This window comes from Allobosea sp. 10L422, from assembly GCF_056395345.1.
The window spans coordinates 303,636-323,435 of the sequence record NZ_JBFTJI010000001.1 but is presented as its reverse complement, the minus strand read 5'-3'; the positions used below and the strand labels follow the sequence as shown (position 1 = coordinate 323,435).

17 protein-coding genes and 1 pseudogene are annotated in these 19,800 nt (G+C 66.4%); 10 read left to right on the top strand and 8 right to left on the bottom strand.

The features are described 5' to 3' along the window. Window positions 1-128: 128 nt before the first annotated feature. Complete coding sequence (locus tag AC1DEZ_RS01540; RefSeq protein ID WP_476778350.1) at window positions 129-578, bottom strand: BA14K family protein; 450 nt, start codon at window positions 576-578, stop codon at window positions 129-131. 248 nt (window positions 579-826) lie between these two features. On the opposite strand from AC1DEZ_RS01540, the gene AC1DEZ_RS01535 reads away from it, so the two are divergent. After that, entirely contained in the window at window positions 827-1,396 is a 570-nt protein-coding gene (locus AC1DEZ_RS01535; protein ID WP_476778349.1) for a TIGR00645 family protein, read from the top strand. Between the two features lie 67 nt (window positions 1,397-1,463). On the opposite strand, the gene trpE is transcribed toward AC1DEZ_RS01535, so the two are convergent. Together trpE and AC1DEZ_RS01525 are read right to left on the bottom strand one after the other, a co-directional pair. Beyond that, on the bottom strand, window positions 1,464-2,978 hold the full coding sequence (gene trpE, locus AC1DEZ_RS01530) for an anthranilate synthase component I (protein WP_476778765.1): 1,515 nt from the start codon (window positions 2,976-2,978) through the stop codon (window positions 1,464-1,466). A 2-nt stretch (window positions 2,979-2,980) separates the two neighbouring features. Then, on the bottom strand, window positions 2,981-4,894 hold the full coding sequence (locus tag AC1DEZ_RS01525; RefSeq protein ID WP_476778348.1) for a peptidylprolyl isomerase: 1,914 nt from the start codon (window positions 4,892-4,894) through the stop codon (window positions 2,981-2,983). A gap of 191 nt (window positions 4,895-5,085) precedes the next feature. On the opposite strand from AC1DEZ_RS01525, the gene tpiA reads away from it, so the two are divergent. The 3 genes from tpiA (at window position 5,086) to AC1DEZ_RS01510 (ending at window position 8,191) form a co-directional block, all read left to right on the top strand. Next, the gene (gene tpiA / locus AC1DEZ_RS01520) at window positions 5,086-5,850 is read left to right on the top strand and encodes a triose-phosphate isomerase (RefSeq protein WP_476778347.1); all 765 of its coding nucleotides are present in this window, start codon (window positions 5,086-5,088) and stop codon (window positions 5,848-5,850) included. A gap of 152 nt (window positions 5,851-6,002) precedes the next feature. Beyond that, complete coding sequence (secG, locus tag AC1DEZ_RS01515) at window positions 6,003-6,410, top strand: preprotein translocase subunit SecG (protein WP_441471045.1); 408 nt, start codon at window positions 6,003-6,005, stop codon at window positions 6,408-6,410. 152 nt (window positions 6,411-6,562) lie between these two features. Next, window positions 6,563-8,191 (top strand): CTP synthase, encoded by a 1,629-nt coding sequence (locus AC1DEZ_RS01510; protein ID WP_441513291.1) that lies wholly within the window; start codon window positions 6,563-6,565, stop codon window positions 8,189-8,191. 215 nt (window positions 8,192-8,406) lie between these two features. Here the strand turns inward: AC1DEZ_RS01510 and AC1DEZ_RS01505 are convergent. Both AC1DEZ_RS01505 and AC1DEZ_RS01500 read right to left on the bottom strand, forming a co-directional pair. Continuing rightward, window positions 8,407-8,469 (bottom strand): annotated as a pseudogene (locus AC1DEZ_RS01505) (GFA family protein); the annotation flags it as partial. Further along, the gene (locus AC1DEZ_RS01500) at window positions 8,466-8,669 is read right to left on the bottom strand and encodes a GFA family protein (protein WP_476778346.1); all 204 of its coding nucleotides are present in this window, start codon (window positions 8,667-8,669) and stop codon (window positions 8,466-8,468) included. The pseudogene AC1DEZ_RS01505 and the gene AC1DEZ_RS01500, both read right to left, overlap by 4 nt. Before the next feature lie 112 nt (window positions 8,670-8,781). Between AC1DEZ_RS01500 and AC1DEZ_RS01495 the strand changes: the two genes are divergently transcribed. The 4 genes from AC1DEZ_RS01495 to AC1DEZ_RS01480 all read left to right on the top strand — a co-directional run bounded on the left by AC1DEZ_RS01495 (window position 8,782) and on the right by AC1DEZ_RS01480 (window position 11,929). Then, entirely contained in the window at window positions 8,782-9,183 is a 402-nt protein-coding gene (locus AC1DEZ_RS01495; protein WP_476778345.1) for a DUF350 domain-containing protein, read from the top strand. Between the two features lie 7 nt (window positions 9,184-9,190). After that, window positions 9,191-9,802, top strand: coding sequence for a DUF1190 domain-containing protein (locus AC1DEZ_RS01490; protein WP_476778344.1), 612 nt, complete (start codon window positions 9,191-9,193; stop codon window positions 9,800-9,802). A gap of 1 nt (window position 9,803) precedes the next feature. Continuing rightward, entirely contained in the window at window positions 9,804-10,973 is a 1,170-nt protein-coding gene (locus AC1DEZ_RS01485; RefSeq protein WP_476778343.1) for a glutathionylspermidine synthase family protein, read from the top strand. A 74-nt stretch (window positions 10,974-11,047) separates the two neighbouring features. Beyond that, entirely contained in the window at window positions 11,048-11,929 is an 882-nt protein-coding gene (locus AC1DEZ_RS01480; protein ID WP_476778342.1) for a VOC family protein, read from the top strand. A gap of 51 nt (window positions 11,930-11,980) precedes the next feature. On the opposite strand, the gene mdoH is transcribed toward AC1DEZ_RS01480, so the two are convergent. Further along, window positions 11,981-14,164: a glucans biosynthesis glucosyltransferase MdoH gene (gene mdoH, locus AC1DEZ_RS01475; protein WP_441513297.1), complete on the bottom strand. Its 2,184-nt coding sequence runs from the start codon at window positions 14,162-14,164 to the stop codon at window positions 11,981-11,983. Continuing rightward, window positions 14,152-15,699 (bottom strand): OpgD/OpgG family glucan biosynthesis protein, encoded by a 1,548-nt coding sequence (locus AC1DEZ_RS01470; RefSeq protein WP_441513298.1) that lies wholly within the window; start codon window positions 15,697-15,699, stop codon window positions 14,152-14,154. The genes mdoH and AC1DEZ_RS01470 overlap by 13 nt, the downstream gene beginning before the upstream one ends. Before the next feature lie 315 nt (window positions 15,700-16,014). On the opposite strand from AC1DEZ_RS01470, the gene glmU reads away from it, so the two are divergent. Together glmU and glmS are read left to right on the top strand one after the other, a co-directional pair. Continuing rightward, a complete protein-coding gene (gene glmU / locus AC1DEZ_RS01465) occupies window positions 16,015-17,391 on the top strand; it encodes a bifunctional UDP-N-acetylglucosamine diphosphorylase/glucosamine-1-phosphate N-acetyltransferase GlmU (protein WP_476778341.1) in 1,377 nt (458 codons plus the stop codon). 121 nt (window positions 17,392-17,512) lie between these two features. Beyond that, the gene (gene glmS, locus AC1DEZ_RS01460) at window positions 17,513-19,339 is read left to right on the top strand and encodes a glutamine--fructose-6-phosphate transaminase (isomerizing) (protein ID WP_441513300.1); all 1,827 of its coding nucleotides are present in this window, start codon (window positions 17,513-17,515) and stop codon (window positions 19,337-19,339) included. A gap of 43 nt (window positions 19,340-19,382) precedes the next feature. Here the strand turns inward: glmS and AC1DEZ_RS01455 are convergent, their stop codons facing one another. After that, a complete protein-coding gene (locus AC1DEZ_RS01455) occupies window positions 19,383-19,769 on the bottom strand; it encodes a YbaN family protein (RefSeq protein WP_476778340.1) in 387 nt (128 codons plus the stop codon). Between the last annotated feature and the right edge of the window lie 31 nt (window positions 19,770-19,800).

Sequence of the window (19,800 nt, the reverse complement as noted above, 5' to 3'; positions counted from 1 at the left end):
TCCGGGTTAGGCAGGGCGCAGGATAAGCGGGATCGCCGCCGTCATGGCAAGCCGCTTTCCACCGCGAAAAGAAAACTCCCCGCATTGCTGCGGGGAGCGAACATCCGGGATCGGATTGTCGAGCCCTGTCAGGGGCAGGCGCGAACCACACCGCCCTTGGCGATATAGGTGCCGGTTTCCGGGTTGTAGGACCTGAAGCGGCGCGAGCAGTAGGCCACCGCGTCGACATCCTCGATGCCGTAGCCATAGGCAGGCGCGGGCGCGCCATAGACCGGCGCCGGGGCCGGATAGCCGTAGTAAACCGGGGGTGGCGGCGGAGCGGCGAGCGCGCCGGCCGCCAGGGCCCCGCCGATGACGCCAGCTGCGATGCCGGCGCCGACCGCCGGGCCTCGGTTGTAGCGATAGTAGCGAGGGCCGTAATAGCCGTAGGGGCGCCACTGCACGCTCTGCAGCAGGCCCGAATCGACCTTGGCCGAGGCGATAGCTGCAGAGGCCGGAGCCAGCGGCGCTGCCGAAGCGGGGGCGGCCATGGCGCCGCAACCGGCGAGAGCGGTGACGACGACAAGCGTCCTGATCATGACGAAACTCCTCTGCTGTCCTGTGCGAGTGGAACTCGGCATGTTCCCCCGGTCGGTTTCAACTCTAGCGATCTGTCGATCCCGCGCAAAGACTAGCAGGCAATCCCGGCGCAAATAGGTCGTCACAACATTGTGGCTGTTGGGTGCCAGAGCATCGGCTGGCGGGTTGCGCAGAGGCGTTTTCCTCGCCATCTAGCGTCTCTCCACCGAAAAGCCTCGTCATACATTCGAAGGATCAGGACCCGACCATGGCCTCCGGCAGCCCGCCCTCCCACTTAGGCGCCACTGGCGCGATGAAACCCCTGCCGGCGCTCATCTTCAGCTCCCGCTGGCTGCAGCTGCCGCTCTATATCGGCCTCATCGTGGCTCAGTGCGTCTATGTCTTCCTCTTCCTGAAGGAACTCTGGCACCTCGTCACCCACGCCTTCGATTTCAGCGAGCAGCAGATCATGCTGGTCGTTCTCGGCCTGATCGACGTGGTGATGATCTCGAATCTGCTGATCATGGTCATCGTCGGCGGCTACGAGACCTTCGTCTCCCGGCTGCGGCTCGAAGGCCATCCCGACCAGCCGGAATGGCTGAGCCACGTCAATGCGAGCATCCTCAAGATCAAGCTGGCGATGGCGATCATCGGCATCTCGTCGATCCACCTGCTCAGAACCTTCATCGAGGCCGGCAATATCGGCATCGTTGGCAGGACCGCGAACTACACCGAGACAGGCGTCCTGCTGCAGACGCTGATCCACGTCGTCTTCATCTTCTCCGCCATCGGCATCGCCTGGGTCGACCGGATGACGGTAGGCGGCAAGAGCCACTGAGCCGCGGCGCCAGGACAAAAGAAAACCGCCCGGCTGCAAGCAGCCGGGCGGTTTGTTTTTGAGGAGATTACTGCCCGCGCCCGGTCCGGGCGGCGAAGCGGATCGCTTCCTCCGCGGCGCGGAACAGGGCCTTGGCCTTGTTGATGCATTCCTCCTGCTCGGAGGCCGGGTTGGAATCGTAGACGATGCCGGCACCGGCCTGGACATGCATGCGTCCATCCTTGACGACGGCCGTGCGCAGCACGATGCAGGTGTCCATCTCGCCATTGGCGCCGAAATAGCCGATGCAGCCGCCATAGGCCCCACGCGCGTCGTGCTCCAGCTCGTCGATGATCTCCATCGCCCGCACCTTCGGCGCGCCGGAGACCGTGCCGGCCGGGAAGCCGGCGATCAGCGCCGAGAGCGCATCGTGCTTGGGATCGATCGCCCCCTCGACGTTCGAGACGATGTGCATCACCTGGCTGTAGCGTTCGATGAAGAAGGAATCGGTCACCTTGACCGTGCCGATCTGCGCGACGCGGCCGACATCGTTGCGGCCGAGGTCGAGCAGCATGAGATGCTCGGCACGCTCCTTCGGATCGGCCAGCAATTCCTCCGCCAGTGCCTCGTCCTCGGCCTCCGTGGCGCCGCGGCGGCGCGTACCGGCGATCGGGCGGATGGTGACGGTGTCGTCCCGCAGTCTGACCAGGATCTCCGGGCTCGAGCAGACGATCTGGAAATCGCTGAAGTCGAGATAGCAGAGGAAGGGCGCCGGGTTGATTCGCCGCAGTGCGCGATAGAGCGCGAAGGGCGGCAGCGCGAACGGCGCCTCGAAACGCTGCGACAGCACGACCTGGAAGATGTCGCCGGCGCGGATATACTCCTTCGCCTTGGCCACCATCTCGTGGAATTCGGCCTCGCTTGTATTCGAGATCGTCGCCGGCTCCGGCAGGTTGGCGATGTCGATGTCGGCCTCGGCGGGCAGGGGGCCTTCCAGCGCCTGCACCACCGCTTCCAGTCGCTCCTGCGCCCGCTCATAGGCGTGGCGCGCGGCGACGCCCGGCATGTGCCGCACCGGCGTCACGACATGGATCTCGTCGCGCACCGAATCGAACACCACCATCAGCGTCGGCCGGGTCAGGATGGCGTCGGGCAGGCCGGTGCCGGTCTCCTTCGGCTCCGGCAGCCGCTCCATCAGCCGAACCATATCGTAGCCGAGATAGCCGAACACGCCGGCCGCCATCGGCGGCAGATCTTCAGCCTCCGGAATCGCGCTCTCATCGAGGAGCGCACGCAGGCTCTCGAAGGCCGGCCGCGGATCGGTGAGGAAGCTGTCGCCCAGCGCGGTCCGGCAGAGCGAGGCTTCGCCCTTATGGCAGCGCCAGATCAGGTCCGGTTCCAGCCCGATCATCGAGTAGCGGCCGCGCACGGCGCCGCCTTCCACCGATTCGAGCAGGAAGGCCGGGCCGGAGGTGGAGCGGCGCAGCTTCAGGAAGGCCGCGACCGGCGTTTCGCAGTCGCCGACCAGAACCTGCCGCAGGAGTTGCGGTGCGCCCGTCTCATAGATCTGCGCGAAGCGCTCGAACTCCTGAAGGGGCTGCATCGTCAATTCTGCGCTCCGCCCGTGGCATTGCGGAAGGCAGCCTCGTTGATGCTGACACCCAGCTCGGCCTGACGCTTGGCGACATATTGCACCAGGATGTCCTCGCTGACGCTCGACGAGAGCGCCCGCTCGAAATTGCCAGCTTCCTGCGTGGTGCGGACGTAAGGCGGAACGGTCGCCGAATCGACCTTGAACAGGATGCGCCCGCCATCTGTGCCGGCCGCCGAGCCGCTTTTGCCGGCGGCAGTGCCGAAGATCTGGCTGACGACGGTAGCCGGCAGCTCCGGGCGCTGGTCCTGACGGCCGATATCGGCGGCGGTCTCGATGGTGAGCCCGACTGAGGCGGCAACCACGTCGAAGTTCTCGCCCTTGTCGAGCCGCTCGGTCAGCTCACGCGCCTTGGCGGCGAGCTTGGCCGCCGTCTCGTCGGCGCGCCACTGCTTCTCGACCTCGGCCTTGACCTCATCGAAGCCGCGCTCGCGCGCCGGGTCGATCTTGGTGACGTCGAACCAGACATAGCCGGTTTCGCGCGGCAGGCGGATCGCCTCGTTATCGACGCCGATATCGGAGCGGAAGATCGCCTGCAGCGTCGCGTCGCCGCCCGGCAATGCCTCTTCCTTCGAGCCGTCGGGCCGGCCGAGCGTGGCGTTCAGCGGGCCGGCGCTGCGCAGCTTCAGGTTGAACTCCTTGGCGATCTCGGCGAGCGGCTTGGCGGCGGCGCGCTGGTCCTCGATCTTGTCGTGTAGCTCGGTGATATGCCCGGCCGCGCGGCTGGTCGCGATCTCCTGCTTCAGCTCGGCGGCGACCTCCTCGAACGGGCGCACATGCGCGGTGTCGACCTTCGTCACACGCAGCAGCACCGTGCCGAAGGCGCTGGTGACCGGTGCGCTGACGCCTTCCTGCTCGAGGGCGAAGGCGGCCTCGCGCACGGCGGCGTCGAAGACCTGATCGCGGGTGAAAGTGCCGAGCGTCAGGTCGTTGAAGGCGACGTTCCGCTCGGTCGCGATCTCGTCGAAGGTCTCGCCGCCGTCGATCTTGGCCTTGGCAGCCTGGGCTTCTTCGACATTCGGGAAGGCGATCTGCTGAATGGTGCGGGTCTCGGCCGTGGTGAAGCGCTGGGCCTTGACCGCCTCGTAGCGCGCCTTGGCCTCCTCATCCGTGACCTTGGCCGGATCGGCGAGTGCGTCGGCCGAGATCGCGAGGATGTCGGCCGAGCGGTACTCCGGCGCGCGGAAGGCGATCTTGCGGTCGTTGAAGAAGGTCTTGAGCTGGTCCTCGGTCGGCGCCGCGATCTCGCCGGCGGCGCTCGCAGGCATCCGCGCGAAGGTGACGGCGCGCTTCTCGTTGCGCAGGCGGCTGCCGAGCTCCTGCAGGGCAAGCGGGGCGGTGAGGCCACCGACCAGCATCTCGGAGAGCTGCTGGCGCAGGATGGTCGAGCGCTGGAGCGCGACATAGCTCTGTTCGGTGTAACCGTTCGAGCGCAGCAGCTCGTTGAAGCGTGCCGAAGAGAACTGGCCGGCGGCGTCGCGGAAGACCGGATCGTCGAAGATCAGGTTGCGGATCGTGTCGTCGGAAACGGCGAGCCGCATGCCCTGCGCCGTCTGGTCCAGCGTCGCCTCGGTCAGCAGGCGAGAGAGCGTCTGGCGGTCGAGGCCGAGCGCGCGCGCCATCTCGGGCGAGATCTGGCGGCGCTGCTGGCGGATCAGGTTCTGCAGGTCGTTCTGATAGGCCTGGCGCATCTGCTCGAGGCCGATCTCGGTCTTGCCGACCTTCGCCACCTCGTTCCGCCCATAGCCGCGGAAGATGTCTCCGACGCCCCAGATCGCGAAGGCGAGGATCAGGACGCCGAACATGACGCTGACGACGAGCTTGCCGAGAAAACCCTGACTCGCCTTGCGGATGCCCTGCATCATCATGGAAGCTGTCTTTCCCTGAACCTGTTCGTGGCGCGGATTTATGCCCTGCGCGCGTCTGTTTCGGCGCTGCTTATAGGAACCGGCGGCGAAAGCCGCAATCGCCGTAGCGGAATCGTGTCGCGAGGTCGCATGCGATTGCGGCGGCGGGCGCGCGTTGCTAGAGCGCAGCGATCAATTTTCGGAGGAAAGACGTGACGCGCAGCATCAGGCCGCTGGTAGCCGGCAACTGGAAGATGAACGGCCTCAAGGCCGATCTCGCCATCGCAGCCGAGGTCGCGAAGGGCTACGACGCCGCGCTGAAGCAGGGTGTCGATATCGCCATCTGCCCGCCCGGCACGCTGCTGTTCACGACTTCGGCCACCCTGATCGGCACACGCATCGCCACCGGCGGGCAGGATTGCAGCACGCAAGGCTCCGGCGCCTTCACGGGTGAGCTTTCGGCCGCGATGCTGGCCGATGCCGGCGCGAGCTTCTGCATCGTCGGCCATTCCGAGCGCCGCACGCTCCATGGCGAGAGCAATGCGACGGTCAAGGCCAAGGCCGAGGCGGCGCAGAAGGCGCTGCTGGTGCCGATCGTCTGCGTCGGCGAGACCAAGGACGAACGCGAGGCCGGCAAGGCACTCGCCATCGTCGAGGAGCAGCTGCGCGGCTCGATTCCGGAAGGATCGACGGCGGGCACGCTCGTGGTCGCCTACGAGCCGGTCTGGGCCATCGGCACCGGCCTGACGCCGACGGCAGCCGACGTCGCCGAGATGCATGCTGCGATCCGCACTGAGCTCGGCCTCCTCATCGGCAAGGCCGCGGCGGCCGGCGTGCGGCTGCTCTATGGCGGCTCGGTCAAGCCTTCGAACGCGGCCGAACTGATGAACGTCGCCCATGTCGATGGCGCGCTCGTCGGCGGGGCGAGTCTGAAGGCCGAGGAATTCCTGGCGATCGCTCGCGCCTGCAACGGCTGAGCCGGAGCAGGGCGCGGGGCTGATCGGCCGTCACTGAGGGGTGGCGCTGTCGGCGCACGCATGTTATGTGCGCCGCCGAATTCGCCTCGACCTTTCGAGGAGGAGCGGGTGGCCCTTGCCGGCAGCCCGCGCCATATCCATTTCGTGAGACCATGCAGAACGTTCTCATCGTCATCCACCTGATCATCGTCGTCGCGCTCGTCGGCGTCGTGCTGCTGCAGCGCTCGGAGGGTGGCGGCCTCGGCATGGGCAGCGGCGGTGGCGGCGTCGGCGGCTTCATGACCGGCCGTGGCCAGGCCAATGCGCTGACCCGCGCAACGGCGATCCTCGCGGCTCTCTTCTTCCTGACCTCGATCGTGCTGGCCGTCATGGCCAATCGCGGCCGCGTCCAGCGCTCGATCATCGACGGTGCTCCGGCGACGACCGCGCCTGCGACCCCTGGCGCGCCCGCGGCTCCGAGCGCCCCGAATGCCGGCGTGCTCGACCAGCTCCGCCAGATGCAGAACCAAAGCCAGGGCGGCGCACAGCCGCCGACGCCGCCAGCGGCGCCGCAGCAGTAAGCAGGGCAGGGCCGGGAAACCGGCCCTTCTCTTTTGAGTTTGGAGGGGCCGGGCGACCGGCCTTCTCTTTTGTGGACAAGCGCTCAGGGCAAGGCGGGACTGCACTGAACGCGCTTAGCGAATCGAACCCGTGGCGATAGAGGTGAACTCCCATGACGCGGTATGTTTTCATCACCGGCGGCGTGGTGTCCTCGCTTGGCAAAGGCCTGGCGGCGGCGGCTCTCGCAGCCCTTCTGCAGGCTCGTGGCTATAAGGTCCGCCTGCGCAAGCTCGACCCCTACCTCAACGTCGATCCGGGCACGATGAGCCCGTATCAGCACGGCGAGGTCTTTGTCACCGACGACGGCGCCGAGACAGATCTCGACCTCGGCCACTACGAGCGCTTCACCGGCCGGCCCTGCAACAAGGGCGACAACATCACCACCGGCCGCATCTACATGGACATCCTGACCAAGGAGCGCCGGGGCGATTATCTTGGCGCGACCATCCAGGTCGTCCCGCATGTCACCAACGCCATCAAGGAATTCATCCTCGACGGCAACGAGGATTACGACTTCACGCTGGTCGAGATCGGCGGCACTGTCGGCGACATCGAGAGTCTGCCCTTCCTCGAAGCCATCCGTCAGACCAACCAGCAGCTGCCGCGCGGCCAGTGCATCTTCATCCACCTGACGTTGCTGCCCTACATTCCGACCGCTGGTGAACTGAAGACCAAGCCGACCCAGCACTCGGTCGCCGAACTGCGCTCGATCGGCATCCAGCCCGACATCCTGCTCTGCCGCACCGACCGCGAGATCCCGCGCGAGGAGCGCCGCAAGCTCGCGCTGTTCTGCAATGTCCGCGAGACGGCCGTCATCGAGGCCCGTGACGTCGCCTCGATCTATGACGTGCCACTGTCCTACCATGCGGAAGGGCTCGACAACGAGGTGCTCGCCGCCTTCGGCCTCGATGCTTCGAGCGAGCCGGACGTCACCAACTGGAAGCGCATCTCCGAGCGCGTGAAGAACCCCGAGGGCGAGGTCACCATCGCCGTCGTCGGCAAATACACCGGCATGAAGGACGCCTATAAGTCTCTCATCGAGGCGCTGACGCATGGCGGCATCGCCAACAACGTCAAGGTCAATCTCGACTGGATCGAATCCGAGGTCTTCGAGAAGGAGGATCCCGCGCCCTTCCTCGAACATGTCCACGGCATCCTGGTGCCGGGCGGCTTCGGCCATCGCGGCGCCGAGGGCAAGATCAAGGCGGCGACCTTCGCCCGCAATCGCAAGGTGCCGTATTTCGGCATCTGCTTCGGCATGCAGATGGCGGTGATCGAAGCGGCGCGCTCGCTTGCCGGCATCGACAACGCCAACTCGACCGAATTCGGCCCGACCCAGGAGCCGGTCGTCGGCCTGATGACCGAGTGGATGCGCGGCAACGAGCTGGAGCAACGCGCCGCCGACGGCAATCTCGGCGGCACCATGCGGCTCGGCGCCTATGCCTCGACGCTCGCCGCGGGCTCGAAGATCGCCGAGATCTACGGCTCGACCGAAATCTCCGAGCGTCATCGCCACCGCTACGAGGTCAATATGGGCTATCGCGAGCGGCTGGAGGCGAAAGGCATGCGCTTCGCCGGCCTGTCGCCGGACGGCCTGCTTCCGGAGACGGTCGAGTATCCCGACCATCCCTGGTTCATCGGCGTGCAGTACCACCCCGAGCTGAAGTCTCGCCCCTTCGAGCCGCACCCGCTCTTTGCGAGCTTCATCGAGGCGGCCAAGGCCCAGAGCCGGCTGGTCTGATCCGGCGCCGGCCCGACATGCGGCAGCCGCTTTAAGGCGCGCGGTCGATGTGTTGGCAAAGAGTCGGTCGCCCCGCTCGCTGTCCGCAAGGGCGAGTGGCGATCTGCTTTCCCGGAATCACCGTCGCCCAGAGGTGACGGTGTTTGCTCCAAGACGACCATCCGCGGGGCCGGGAGTTCGGGGTCGGCGAACGCCCCGACCGCGACCGTTATCAACTCCGGCCTTCGCGACGGCTCCGAGAAGACCGTGCTTCCGCAGTGGGGACAGAAATGGTTCAGGACGCGAAGGCCGCTATCAGCTGGCCGGCCATACTCGGAAAATGACTACGGCTCCGCGTGCAAAGACGGGCGCAACGCCCTAAGGCGCTGCCTGTTCGCATCTGGCACTCGCGGCAATGACAGAGCGCGACGATGGCCGGTTCTCCCTGACAAGCGACGCGCAACTGGCCGCAACTGCAGCGCCTCTCCCGGATCGCCATGCGGTTCATCCTCCCTTCGAATGACGGCTGACGCAGTTTTTCGGATAGTATTGGCGGCGCGCGGCAACCGTAGGTATATAGTGGCCATCGGGCGGGCATCGGGCAGGGTGGCATGACGATCTCCATGGCGGGCCTGCCCGCGTTCCTCCTCTATTTCGCCGTTGGCGCGGCGCTGATCGCCGCTTTCGCGGGGCTCTATCTGCGCATGACGCCGCATGACGAGATCGCCCTGATCCGTGATGGCAATCTCTCGGCGGCAGTTGCGCTCGGCGGCAACGTCGTCGGCTTCTCCTTGCCGCTGGAGCAGGCAATCTCCCAGGCGAGCAGCATTCCCGACTGCATCCTCTGGGCGGTGGCGGCGATGGTCATCCAGTTCGCGGCCTATGGTCTCGCGCGCCTCCTGATCCCCGAGCTGTCGCGGAAGATCGAGGAGGACGGGTTGCCGTCGGCCGTGATGCTCGCGGTCATCGCCGTGGTGTCCGGAACGCTGGCCGCGGCCAGCATGACGGAATGAGGCGGCCATGAAGCGCTCGTCCCAGATCGGGCTCGCTGCTGCCGGTGTCCTCCTCGTCGCCACCGTCTGGTCGATGACAGGGGACGAGAGCGAGGAGAACCTCGTCTACAACAATTTGAGCGACTGCCGCGCGAGCGGTCAACTCAGCGCCCAGCAATGCGAAACGGCCTTCGCCGAAGCGACGGCCACGCGGCTCAAGGATGCGCCGAAGTTCCGCAATCAGAACGAATGCGAGGCGCAATACGGCGCCAATGGCTGCAGCTCGGCAAGCATCGGCGGGGCGCAGTATTTCATCCCCGCACTCGCCGGCTTCATGCTGGCGCGCGGCCTGGCCGGCGCGCAGCCGCTGCTGCCGCCCACCACCGCTGCTTGCCCGCCGGGATCGCCGCTGCCGGAATGCCAGCAAGCGCGCAGCGGCAGCTCGTCATCGGGCTCCTCCGGCGGGAGCAGTTCGTCCAGCAGCAGCCGTTCGCGGGCCTATTCGAAGACAAGCGGACGCGGCGTCACCGCAGCCTTTGCGACGGGTGCGCGGAGTGGCAGCGCCGCAACGACCAGTGTCTCCTCCCGCGGCGGCTTCGGTTCGATCGCGCGCTCCTATTCCTCGCATTCCTCGTCCTGAGATGCGCCGCGTCACCCTCCCGCCACGCCCGGACTGGACCGACCAGGTCGAGCGTCTGGGCTTCGCCTTCCACACCATCGACGGCGAGACCTATTGGGACGAAAGCGCTGCCTATGCCTTCAGGCTCGACGAGATCGAGCGGGATATCGAAGCGCCGACAGAAGCGATCGAGCAGCTGTGCTTCGCCTTCATCGAGAAGGCATTGGCGAGCGAGGAAATCCTGGGCCGCCTCGCCATCCCAGCCGAGCATTGGGACTATATCCGCCGGAGCTGGCAGCGCGGCGAGCGCAATCTCTATGGCCGGCTCGACCTCGCCTATGACGGGCATGGGCCTGCCAAACTGCTCGAATACAACGCCGATACGCCGACGGCCCTGTTCGAATCGAGCGTCGTGCAATGGGACTGGCTGGAGCAGGCGATGGGGCGCGGCGCGATCCCGAAGGGCTCCGACCAGTTCAATTCGCTGCACGAGCGCCTGATCGCCGCCTTCGCGGCGTTGCGCGAGCCTTCTCCCTACCGCCTGCATTTGACCTGCGTGCAGGGCAGTGCCGAGGACAAGGGCACGGTCGACTACCTGACTGACTGCGCCGTCCAGGCCGGTCTCGATGCGCGCTTCACCTATATCGAGGAGATCGGCCTGCTCTCGGATGGGCGTTTCTGCGACGGCTCCAACCAGCCGATCGAGACGCTGTTCAAGCTCTATCCCTGGGAATGGCTGTTTCGCGAGAGCTACGGCGGGGCGCTCGCCGGGTCGCAATGTCAATTCGTCGAGCCGCCCTGGAAGGCGCTGCTCTCCAACAAGGGGCTGCTCGCCTGTCTCTGGGAGATGGAGCCCGGCCATCCCAATTTGCTGCCGGCCTTCTTCGAGGGCGATCCGCGTTGTGCGACGCTGTCGGCGCGCCGCGTGCGCAAGCCGCTCTATTCGCGCGAGGGCGCCAACATCACGCTGATGGAACGCGACCGGGTGCTCGACAGCGATGACGGCCCCTATGGCGCGGAGGGTCATATCCTGCAGGATGCGGCGAGCAACCTGTTCTCGGCCGACGGAAACTACGCCGTTCTCGGCTCCTGGCTCGTCGCCTCGCAGCCCTGCGGGCTTTGCCTGCGCGAGGATGCCTCGCCGATCACCAAGAATACCTCGCGCTTCCTGCCGCACTTCATCGAGCCATAAGCGCGGCAGGCACATGACCGCGCCGTGAAGTGTTGCTAGCCTTGGGTTCCTGACGCCTGTCGAAAGAGCCTGCCATGCCTGCCACAGCCTCCACGCCCCGCGGCCTCGACCATCTCGTCATCGGCGTGCGCGATCTCGATGCCGCATGGCGCTTCTACGAGAAGCTCGGCTTCCGCGTCGGTACCCGCAATCGCCACCCTTGGGGCACCGAGAACCGAATCGTGCAGTTCCCGGGCTCGTTCCTTGAACTCGTCACCATCGCCGACCAGAGCGCGATCCCGCCGCATGGCGAACGCCTCTTCTCCTTCGGCGCCTTCGTTCGCGATGCGCTGGCCGGGCAGGGGGAGGGGCTCTCGATGCTGGTGCTGGAAAGCACCAATGCCAAGGCCGACGCGGCCACGTTCCAGGCTGCCGGAATCGGAGATTTCGAGCCTTTCTTCTTCGAGCGTCAGGGCACGCGGCCGGACGGTTCCACTGTGCGGGTCGCCTTCGAACTCGCCTTTGCAGCCGATTCCCGCGCGCCTGAATGCGGCTTCTTCGTCTGTCAGCAGCTCGAGCCGCAGAACTTCTGGAACCCGGATTTCCAGCAACATGAGAATGGCGCGACAGCTCTGACCTCGGCCGTGATCGTCGCTGAGGAACCGGCGCTGCACCGGGCCTTCCTCACCACCTTCAGCGGTGGCGCCGAGGTGCTGGAAGGCAATGAGGACTATGTTCTCGCTTTGCCGCGCGGCCGCATCGACGTGCTCGATCCCGAAGCTGCCCTTGGCGCCTATCAGGTCGAGCCGGACACCACGCCTGCCCGGTTCCTCGGTTTCTGCGTCGCGGTGCCGAGCCTCGATGCGATGGCGGAGCGCCTGACCGCGGCCGAGATTCCCTTCGTGCAGAACGAGGAACGGCTCTTCGTCCAGGCAGAGGATGCCATGGGCTGCATGATCGCCTTCGAGCAGATCTGAGCCTGCCGCCACGCTGCCGGGCGTCAGCCCCTTCACGCGATAGGGGCTGACTCAGCTCTTGACCTCGACCGGCGGCAGCGAGGCCAGGAGCCCGATCAGCGCGCGATCGTGCAGCACGACCATGCGCTCCTTCGGTTTGAGCCAGATCGCCGCGTCGTCGACCGTCTCGGCATCGACGAGCTTGGCCTGGGCGACGGCACGGTCCGGCTCGATCTCGCCGCGCCGGCGTGACTGGCCATAGGGCAGCATCAGCTCATGGGCGTGACGCAGCTCGGCATCGGCGTGAAGCGCCTTGATGCCATCGGCATCGTCGAAGCCGGCCTTCTCGAACTCGGCCTGCAATTCGTTGGCGCGCAGCGCGATGGCCGGAGGAGCGCCTTCCTCCGGCGTCATCAGCAGCTTGTGGCGCTTGAGCCAAAGGCCGATCGCGAGCTGGCCAGAGGCCCAGGACAGCGGAATCGCCAGCACGAGGCCGACGATCGTCGGCGACATCCAGGCGAAGAGCGAGGTCGCGATCATGAACGCCGACAGGCCTGTCACGACGCCGAGCACCGTATGGGTGCGGTGGCGGCGGATGATGTCCTTCAGCGGAATGGAGCCATCGTCGCGGCGCTGCGGATTCCAGCCCGTGTCGCGGCCGAGCAGGATCTGGAAGACCGAGCCGGACTGGATCAGCATCATGATCGGCGCGAAGAAGGCGGAGAACAGTACCTCGATCAGGGCGGAGACCACGAGGCGAATCGCGCCGCCGCCGGCACGCCGCAGCTTGTTGTTGAACAGCGTCAGCAGCAGGCCGAACAGCTTCGGCGCCAGCAGGATCGCCATGGTCAGCGCGAACAGGCGCAAGGCGCGTTCGGGGTCGAACCGCGGCCAGACCGGGAAGAGCGTGAATTCCTGCGTGAAATACTCGGGCCTGGCGTAGTTGACCTGCAACACGATCAGGATACCGACGACCAGCTGCATCAGCCAGAGCGGCGAGGCGAGATAGCCCATGATGCCGGTGGCGAAATGCTGGCGCGTCGGCGCCACGAAGCCCTTCGCACCCATGATGCGCGAATGCTGAAGGTTGCCCTGGCACCAGCGCCGGTCGCGGACGGAGATGTCGATCAGCGAGGGCGGGCTTTCCTCGTAAGACCCCGTCAGGTCCGGCAGCATGTAGACAGACCAGCCGGCACGGCGGATCAGCGCTGCCTCGACGAAGTCATGGCTCAGCACATGGCCGCCGAAGGGCGGCTTGCCCTTGAGATCGGGCAGGCCGCAATGGTCGGCGAAGGCCTTCGTCCGGATAATGGCGTTGTGGCCCCAGTAATTGCCGTCGCGTCCGGACCACATAGCGAGGCCGGTGGCGATGACGGGGCCATAGACACGCGCCGCGAACTGCTGCAGCCGCGCGAAGAAGGTGTTGCGGTTGATGATCAGCGGCAGCGACTGGATGATGCCGGCGTCGGGGTCGGCCTCCATCGCGGCGGCAAGCCGCACGATGCAGGTGCCGGTCATCAGGCTGTCGGCATCGAGCACGACCATGTGCTCGTAGAGGCCGCCCCAGCGCGTCACGAAATCCGCGATGTTGCCGGCCTTACGGTGATGGTTCTTCGGGCGGTGGCGGTAATAGATGCGGGAATTGGGCCCGATCCGCTCACGCAATGCCAGGAAGGCGCGCTCCTCTGCCACCCAGACATCCGGATTGGTCGTGTCGGAGACGATGAAGTAGTCGAAATGGTCGCCGAGCCCGGTGGCCTCGACCGACTCGCGGATGGCGGCCACCGCCGCGAAGATGCGTGCGGATGATTCGTTGTAGATCGGCATCACCACCACGGTGCGATGCTTCAGGCTGTCCGCCCGCTCCGCACGACCGGCGCCGAAGAGCACGCCGAAGAAGCCGAGCAGGGCGCTGGTGAAGGCGAGGGCGATCCAGGAAAAGTTGATCGTGAACAGCACGAGCAAGGCGTACTGCAACGACGTCGTGCGGCTGACCGACACGACGTTGTACATCTCCCAGGCGCCATAGGCCGTGAGCGCGAAGCCGCCGCCGAAGACGAACAGGCGCTTCAGCCAGGGCGTCTTCCAGTTGGCCGGCGCCGCAGGCTTGCGCCGTTCGGAGGCGCTCCAGCTCCGGAAGGACTGAACCGGCATGATCAGCCGGTCTTCGGGCGGAGTGGCAGGTTCGCGGGCGGGGTTGAAGCTGCGCGCCTCGGTTTCCGCGATCTCCTGGCGGGGCGCGGTTACCACGTCCATCGGTTCAACCATGTTTCCGAGACGGGCTGGCCGCCGGATTGCAGGACGAGCCTGAGCTCGGAGAGCGCTTCGGTGCCCGGATCGACCTCGAACCCGACGCGCATCATCTTGCGCTCCGGATAGGGCCAGAGCCGGACGCCATGCACCGCGCCGGGCTGCGCGGTCACGGTTGCCCGCGTCGAGGCGATCAATCCGGCATCGCCGAGCTTGTCGCCGGCGAATTCGACGATGAAGCGGCGGCGGCGACCCTGCGAGCCCTTGCCCTGCCGGGTGCGGGTCGCGATCGCAAGCGGCGGCCGGTCGGGCGGCTGCCAGCACCAGGCCTGTCGATAGCTGATCGAGGTTTCGCTGCCGGCAGCCAGCGGCTGCTTGGGCCGCCAGTACATGATGATGTTCTTGTTCAGCTCGGAGTCGCTGGGGATCTCGATCAGCTGGACGGAGCCCGCGCCCCAGTCGCCGAGAGGTTCGTTCCAGACGCTGGGCCTGAGCTCGAAGCGCTGGTCGTCGTCCTGGAACGCGGTGGGATCCCGCTCGCGCTGCACCAGGCCGAAGCCCTTGGGGTTTTCGTCGACAAAGGAAGAGACCTGCAATGTCGCGGGGTTGCTCACCGGCCGGTAGATCCATTCACCACCGCCCGACTGCATCTGAACGCCGGAAACCTCCCCGATCGACGGCCTGAGGTCGTCGAAAGTGCGCCGGCTTTGCGGGCCGGAGAGGAAAGTCGCGCTCGTGCAGCCGAAGCCGACATGCTCCAGCGCCTGCCGGGCGAACAGCGTCATCTCGACGTCGATGAAGGTCACGTCGCCCGGGCGCAGCGTCATCCGCGCCGCGCCGGTCACGCTCTCCGAATCGAGCAGTCCGTGGATCACCAGCGAGCCGGTGGCCGGGCTCGGCCGCTCGATCCAGAAGGCGCGGAAGAACGGCAACTCCTCGCCGCGCTGCTCGCCCGGCCGCAGGATGAGCGCGCGCGACATCGCGCCGAAATTCTGGCCGCGGGCGAGCGCTCTGAAGAAGGTGGCACCCTGGAAGATCGCGACCTCGAACGGCCGCTCGAGCCCGGCCGCGATCCGCATGCCGGAGAATTGCAAATCGGCATTGGCCGGGGGAGGTGTGACGCGGCCATAGTCGAACTTGGCGCGATCGAAGCCGACGCGGCGCACGGTGCCGTCCTCGACCGTGAACAGGCTGACGGGGTTGGAGAACACAAAGCCGCGATGCAGTGGCTCGACGGTGAAGCCGCGATTCTCACCGGCCCAGATCGTCGCCTCGGGACGCGTGCGAATCCCGGCGAACTGGTCGGCCGGAAGCGTCGCATAACCTTCGGGAAGGTCGGACGCTCCAAGCGGGATCAACGGACGCTGTGCCAAGGTGCGGGCGGCATCGACCACCAGGGCCGGGTCGAAACGCTGTCCATCGGCGAGAGCGGGAATGTTAAGGGCGGCCGCGCCTGCCGGCGTCTGGGCCGCAGCCGGCGCGGCGAGAGACAGCAGGGCCGCCCCACCAGCCGCGCCCTCCAGAAACTGTCTGCGATTCAAGGGATTCGACATCTTTTCCAAACTGCGCGGACGACGCCCTCGTCCTCCGCGCTTCTAGATCATTTCCAGTTCGGCTGAAAAGCGGTTCCGATCAGGAAATTAGTGGTGATCGCACCCGCTGGAGAGGGTATCCCAGACCGACTTGTAACGGCGGATGAACGGCGGCCGTCTTCGGGACGCCCTCATTTTGCCATTTCGACTTTGGCAAAAGCCGCAGGGATCGGCTATCCACGCCGCCTGCAACGCCAGCATGCGCGAAAGCGACCGTGAGGAGCGGGCAGAAATCCAGTCATGCCCGCAGGGGAAACGACAAAGATGACCGAAATACAGCCGGCTCGCTCTTGCCTTGCGATCGTTCTGGCGGCCGGCGAAGGCACCCGCATGCAATCGCGCACCCCGAAGGTGCTTCATCCCGTTGCCGGTCTTTCCATGCTGGGCCATGTCCTGTCCTCGGTCTCGCAGGCCGGCGCGGACGCCGTTGCCGTCGTGGTCTCATCCGAGCGTCCGGAGGTCGGCGAGGAGGCATTGAAGCTCCTTCCCGCGGCGCGGATCGCGACGCAGCACGAGCGGCGCGGAACCGCCCACGCCGTGCTGGCGGCCAAGGAAGCCTTGAAGGACGGCCACGGAGAAATCCTGGTGGCCTTCGCCGACACGCCGCTCGTCCGGCCGGAAACCTTCCTGGCGCTGCGCGGGGCGCTGGCCGGCGGAGCGGCGGTCGCCGTCCTCGGTTTCGAGGCACGCGACCCGGCCGGCTACGGCCGGCTCGTCGAGCATGATGGCCACCTCGAGGCGATCGTCGAGCACAAGGATGCGACATCGGCGCAGCGGAAGATCAAACTGTGCAACGCCGGCCTCATGGCGCTCGCCGGCGAGCACGCCCTGGCGATTCTCGAAGCGATCGACGACGAAAACGGCCAGCGGGAATTCTACCTGACGGACGCGGTCGCAATCGCGCGGTCGCTTGGGTTGGACGCCGTCGTCCTGAGGGCACCGGAAAGCGAAGTCCAGGGTGTCAACGACCGGGTGCAGCTGGCCGCGGCAGAAGCGGAATTCCAGCGGCGCACGCGCAACGCGGTCATGCTCGGCGGCGCGACGCTGATCGCCCCGGAAACGGTCTTCTTCAGCTTCGATACCGAGATCGGCCGCGACGTCGTGATCGAGCCCAATGTGATCTTCGGACCGGGCGTGCGCATCGCCGACGCTGCCTTGATCCACGCCTTCTCGTATCTCGAAGGCGCTTCCATAGGCCAGGGGGCGAATGTCGGCCCCTTCGCCCGGCTGCGGCCGGGCGCGAGGCTTGCCGAGCGGTCGAAGGTCGGCAACTTCGTCGAGGTGAAGGCGTCGGATATCGGCCCGGGCGCCAAGGTCAACCATCTGACTTATATCGGGGATGCGACGATCGGCGCAGCCGCCAACATCGGCGCCGGCGCGATCACCTGCAACTATGACGGCTTCGCCAAATCGAAGACGACGATCGGCGCGAATGCCTTTATCGGCTCGAACTCCTCGCTGGTTGCGCCGGTGTCGATCGGCGAGGGCGCCTATATCGGCTCCGGCTCGGTCATCACCAGAGACGTTGCCCCGGATGCGCTGGCCATCGGCCGCGGCCGCCAGGTCGAGAAGGAGGGCTGGGCGCAAACGTTCCGCGCGGAAGCAATGGCGCGGAAAGCGGCCAAGAAGGCCGCGGAATAGTCGGAATTCCGAGAGAAGCTGGCGAACGGCCTTTCACAGTTCGTCATTTAGATTGATTGGGCAACCGCTTCTTCTGCAGCTAAGCGGTATCGCCAGCAGCAACTATTCGAAGGGTTCGCCCATGTGCGGCATCGTCGGGATTTTGGGCAAGGAAGCGGTAGCGACGCAGATCGTCGAGGCGCTGCGGCGACTCGAATATCGCGGCTATGATTCCGCGGGCGTCGCGACGTTGGAGGCCGGTCAGCTCGCCCGTCGCCGCGCCGAGGGCAAGCTCAGGAATCTCGAAGTCCGCCTGTCGACCGAGCCGCTCGACGGGCTGATCGGCATCGGTCACACCCGCTGGGCCACCCATGGCAAGCCCAACGAGACCAACGCCCATCCGCACGCTACAGCGAAGCTCGCCGTCGTCCATAACGGCATCATCGAGAACTTCCGCGAGCTGCGCGCCGCGCTGCAGGCCGACGGCTACGTCTTCGAGACGGAGACCGACAGCGAGATCGTCGCCCATCTCGTGACCCGCGAGCTCGATCGCGGCAAGTCTCCGGCCGATGCGGTCCGCGCGAGCCTGCCGCTCCTGCACGGGGCCTTCGCGCTCGCCTTCCTGTTCCACGGCCAGGAAGATCTGCTGATCGGCGCCCGCAAGGGCTCGCCGCTCGCGGTCGGCATCGGCGACGGCGAGATGTATCTGGGCTCCGACGCGCTGGCGCTGGCGCCCTTCACCAATCTGATCGCCTATCTGGAGGAGGGCGACTGGGTCGTGCTCAACCGCCGCGGCGCGACGTTCTACGACAAGACCGGCGCGGAGGTGGAACGCCGCGCCCAGCGCGTCGCGGCCGGAGCCTTCCTGGTCGAGAAGGGCAATCACCGCCATTTCATGGCGAAGGAGATCTACGAGCAGCCGGAGGTCATTGGCCATACGCTGACGCAGTATCTCGACATGGCCAATGGCGCGGTGCGCCTGCCCTTCGGCGACAAGATCGACTGGAAGGGCCTCTCGCGCCTGACCATCAGCGCCTGCGGCACCTCCTATTATGCCGGCCTCATCGCGAAATATTGGTTCGAGAAGCTCGCCCGCCTGCCGGTCGAGATCGATGTCGCGTCCGAGTTCCGCTACCGCGAGGCGCCGCTGCCGGAGCACGGCCTCGCGCTCTTCATCTCGCAGTCCGGCGAAACCGCCGACACGCTGGCCGGGCTGCGCTACGCCCGCCAGAACGGGCAGGCCATCCTCTCGGTCGTCAACGTGCCGACCTCGACCATCGCGCGCGAGAGCGATGCGGTCGCGCAGACGCTCGCCGGCCCCGAGATCGGCGTCGCCTCGACCAAAGCCTTCGTCTGCCAGCTCGCGGTTTTCGCTTCGCTCGCGCTCGCTGCCGCTCGTGCCCGCGGCACGCTCTCGGCCGAGGAGGAGGCTGGCCATGTGCAGCACCTGATCGCGCTGCCCGGTCTGATCGCCAAGGCGCTGGAGCTGGAGCCCGAGATCGAGAAGCTCGCGCGCGAGCTCTCCAAGTCCAAGGATGTGCTCTATCTCGGCCGCGGCACCAGCTTCCCGCTCGCGCTTGAGGGAGCCCTGAAACTGAAGGAAATCAGCTATATCCACGCGGAAGGTTATCCCGCAGGTGAGCTTAAGCATGGGCCTATCGCGCTGATCGACGAGGACATGCCGGTCATCGTCGTCGCGCCGCATGACGCTCTCTACGAGAAGACCGCCTCGAACATGCAGGAGGTCGCGGCGCGCGGCGGCCGCATCATCCTGATTACCGACGCAAAGGGCGCCGCCGAATGCGGCATCGAGCCCGAGGCGACGATCATCATGCCCGACATGGATCCGACCTTCGCGCCGATCGTCTACGCCCTGCCGATCCAGATGATCGCCTATCAGACGGCCGTCTTCATGGGCAAGGACGTCGATCAGCCCCGCAATCTGGCGAAGTCCGTCACGGTGGAGTGACGTGGAGGGTGCGGCGCATGCCGCATCCTGCCAGCGCCGGGTATCAATGGTCGGGGCGGGTCGAGACGTAGAGGCCCGCACCGATCAGGCAAATAGCCGTCGTCGCCAGCGCGATCGGCGGCGCGCTTGTTTGCGTCAGCAGCACGAAGCTCAGCACCATCGATCCACAGGCGGCATATTTCGCCCGCCGGGCGATGGCGCCGGTCTCTCGCCAGCGCTTGACGTGCGGGCCGAGCTTCGGATGACCTATCAGCCAGGTCTCGAACCGCGGCGAAGAGCGCGAGAAGCACCAGGCCGCGAGAATCAGGAAAACGGTGCCGGGCATTACCGGCAGCATCAGCCCGACGATACCGAGTGCCGTGAAGACCCAACCGGCCGCAAACAGAAGCGGCCGCGGCCAGCGGCTTTGCGGCCGATCGTCGTCGCTCACGGCCTCGTCCTTGCTTGCATGAAGCGCGGGG

Excerpts from the sequence above, each read along its gene's own strand:
- AC1DEZ_RS01485 (WP_476778343.1), top strand. The coding sequence starts at position 9,804 with ATGCGCCGCGTCACCCTCCCGCCACGCCCGGACTGGACCGACCAGGTC.
- secG (WP_441471045.1), top strand. The coding sequence starts at position 6,003 with ATGCAGAACGTTCTCATCGTCATCCACCTGATCATCGTCGTCGCGCTC.
- glmS (WP_441513300.1), top strand. The coding sequence starts at position 17,513 with ATGTGCGGCATCGTCGGGATTTTGGGCAAGGAAGCGGTAGCGACGCAG.
- mdoH (WP_441513297.1), bottom strand. The coding sequence starts at position 14,164 with ATGGACGTGGTAACCGCGCCCCGCCAGGAGATCGCGGAAACCGAGGCG.
- AC1DEZ_RS01495 (WP_476778345.1), top strand. The coding sequence starts at position 8,782 with ATGACGATCTCCATGGCGGGCCTGCCCGCGTTCCTCCTCTATTTCGCC.
- AC1DEZ_RS01540 (WP_476778350.1), bottom strand. The coding sequence starts at position 578 with ATGATCAGGACGCTTGTCGTCGTCACCGCTCTCGCCGGTTGCGGCGCC.
- AC1DEZ_RS01480 (WP_476778342.1), top strand. The coding sequence starts at position 11,048 with ATGCCTGCCACAGCCTCCACGCCCCGCGGCCTCGACCATCTCGTCATC.
- AC1DEZ_RS01490 (WP_476778344.1), top strand. The coding sequence starts at position 9,191 with ATGAAGCGCTCGTCCCAGATCGGGCTCGCTGCTGCCGGTGTCCTCCTC.
- AC1DEZ_RS01525 (WP_476778348.1), bottom strand. The coding sequence starts at position 4,894 with ATGATGATGCAGGGCATCCGCAAGGCGAGTCAGGGTTTTCTCGGCAAG.
- glmU (WP_476778341.1), top strand. The coding sequence starts at position 16,015 with ATGACCGAAATACAGCCGGCTCGCTCTTGCCTTGCGATCGTTCTGGCG.
- AC1DEZ_RS01500 (WP_476778346.1), bottom strand. The coding sequence starts at position 8,669 with ATGGCGATCCGGGAGAGGCGCTGCAGTTGCGGCCAGTTGCGCGTCGCT.
- AC1DEZ_RS01510 (WP_441513291.1), top strand. The coding sequence starts at position 6,563 with ATGACGCGGTATGTTTTCATCACCGGCGGCGTGGTGTCCTCGCTTGGC.
- trpE (WP_476778765.1), bottom strand. The coding sequence starts at position 2,978 with ATGCAGCCCCTTCAGGAGTTCGAGCGCTTCGCGCAGATCTATGAGACG.
- AC1DEZ_RS01535 (WP_476778349.1), top strand. The coding sequence starts at position 827 with ATGGCCTCCGGCAGCCCGCCCTCCCACTTAGGCGCCACTGGCGCGATG.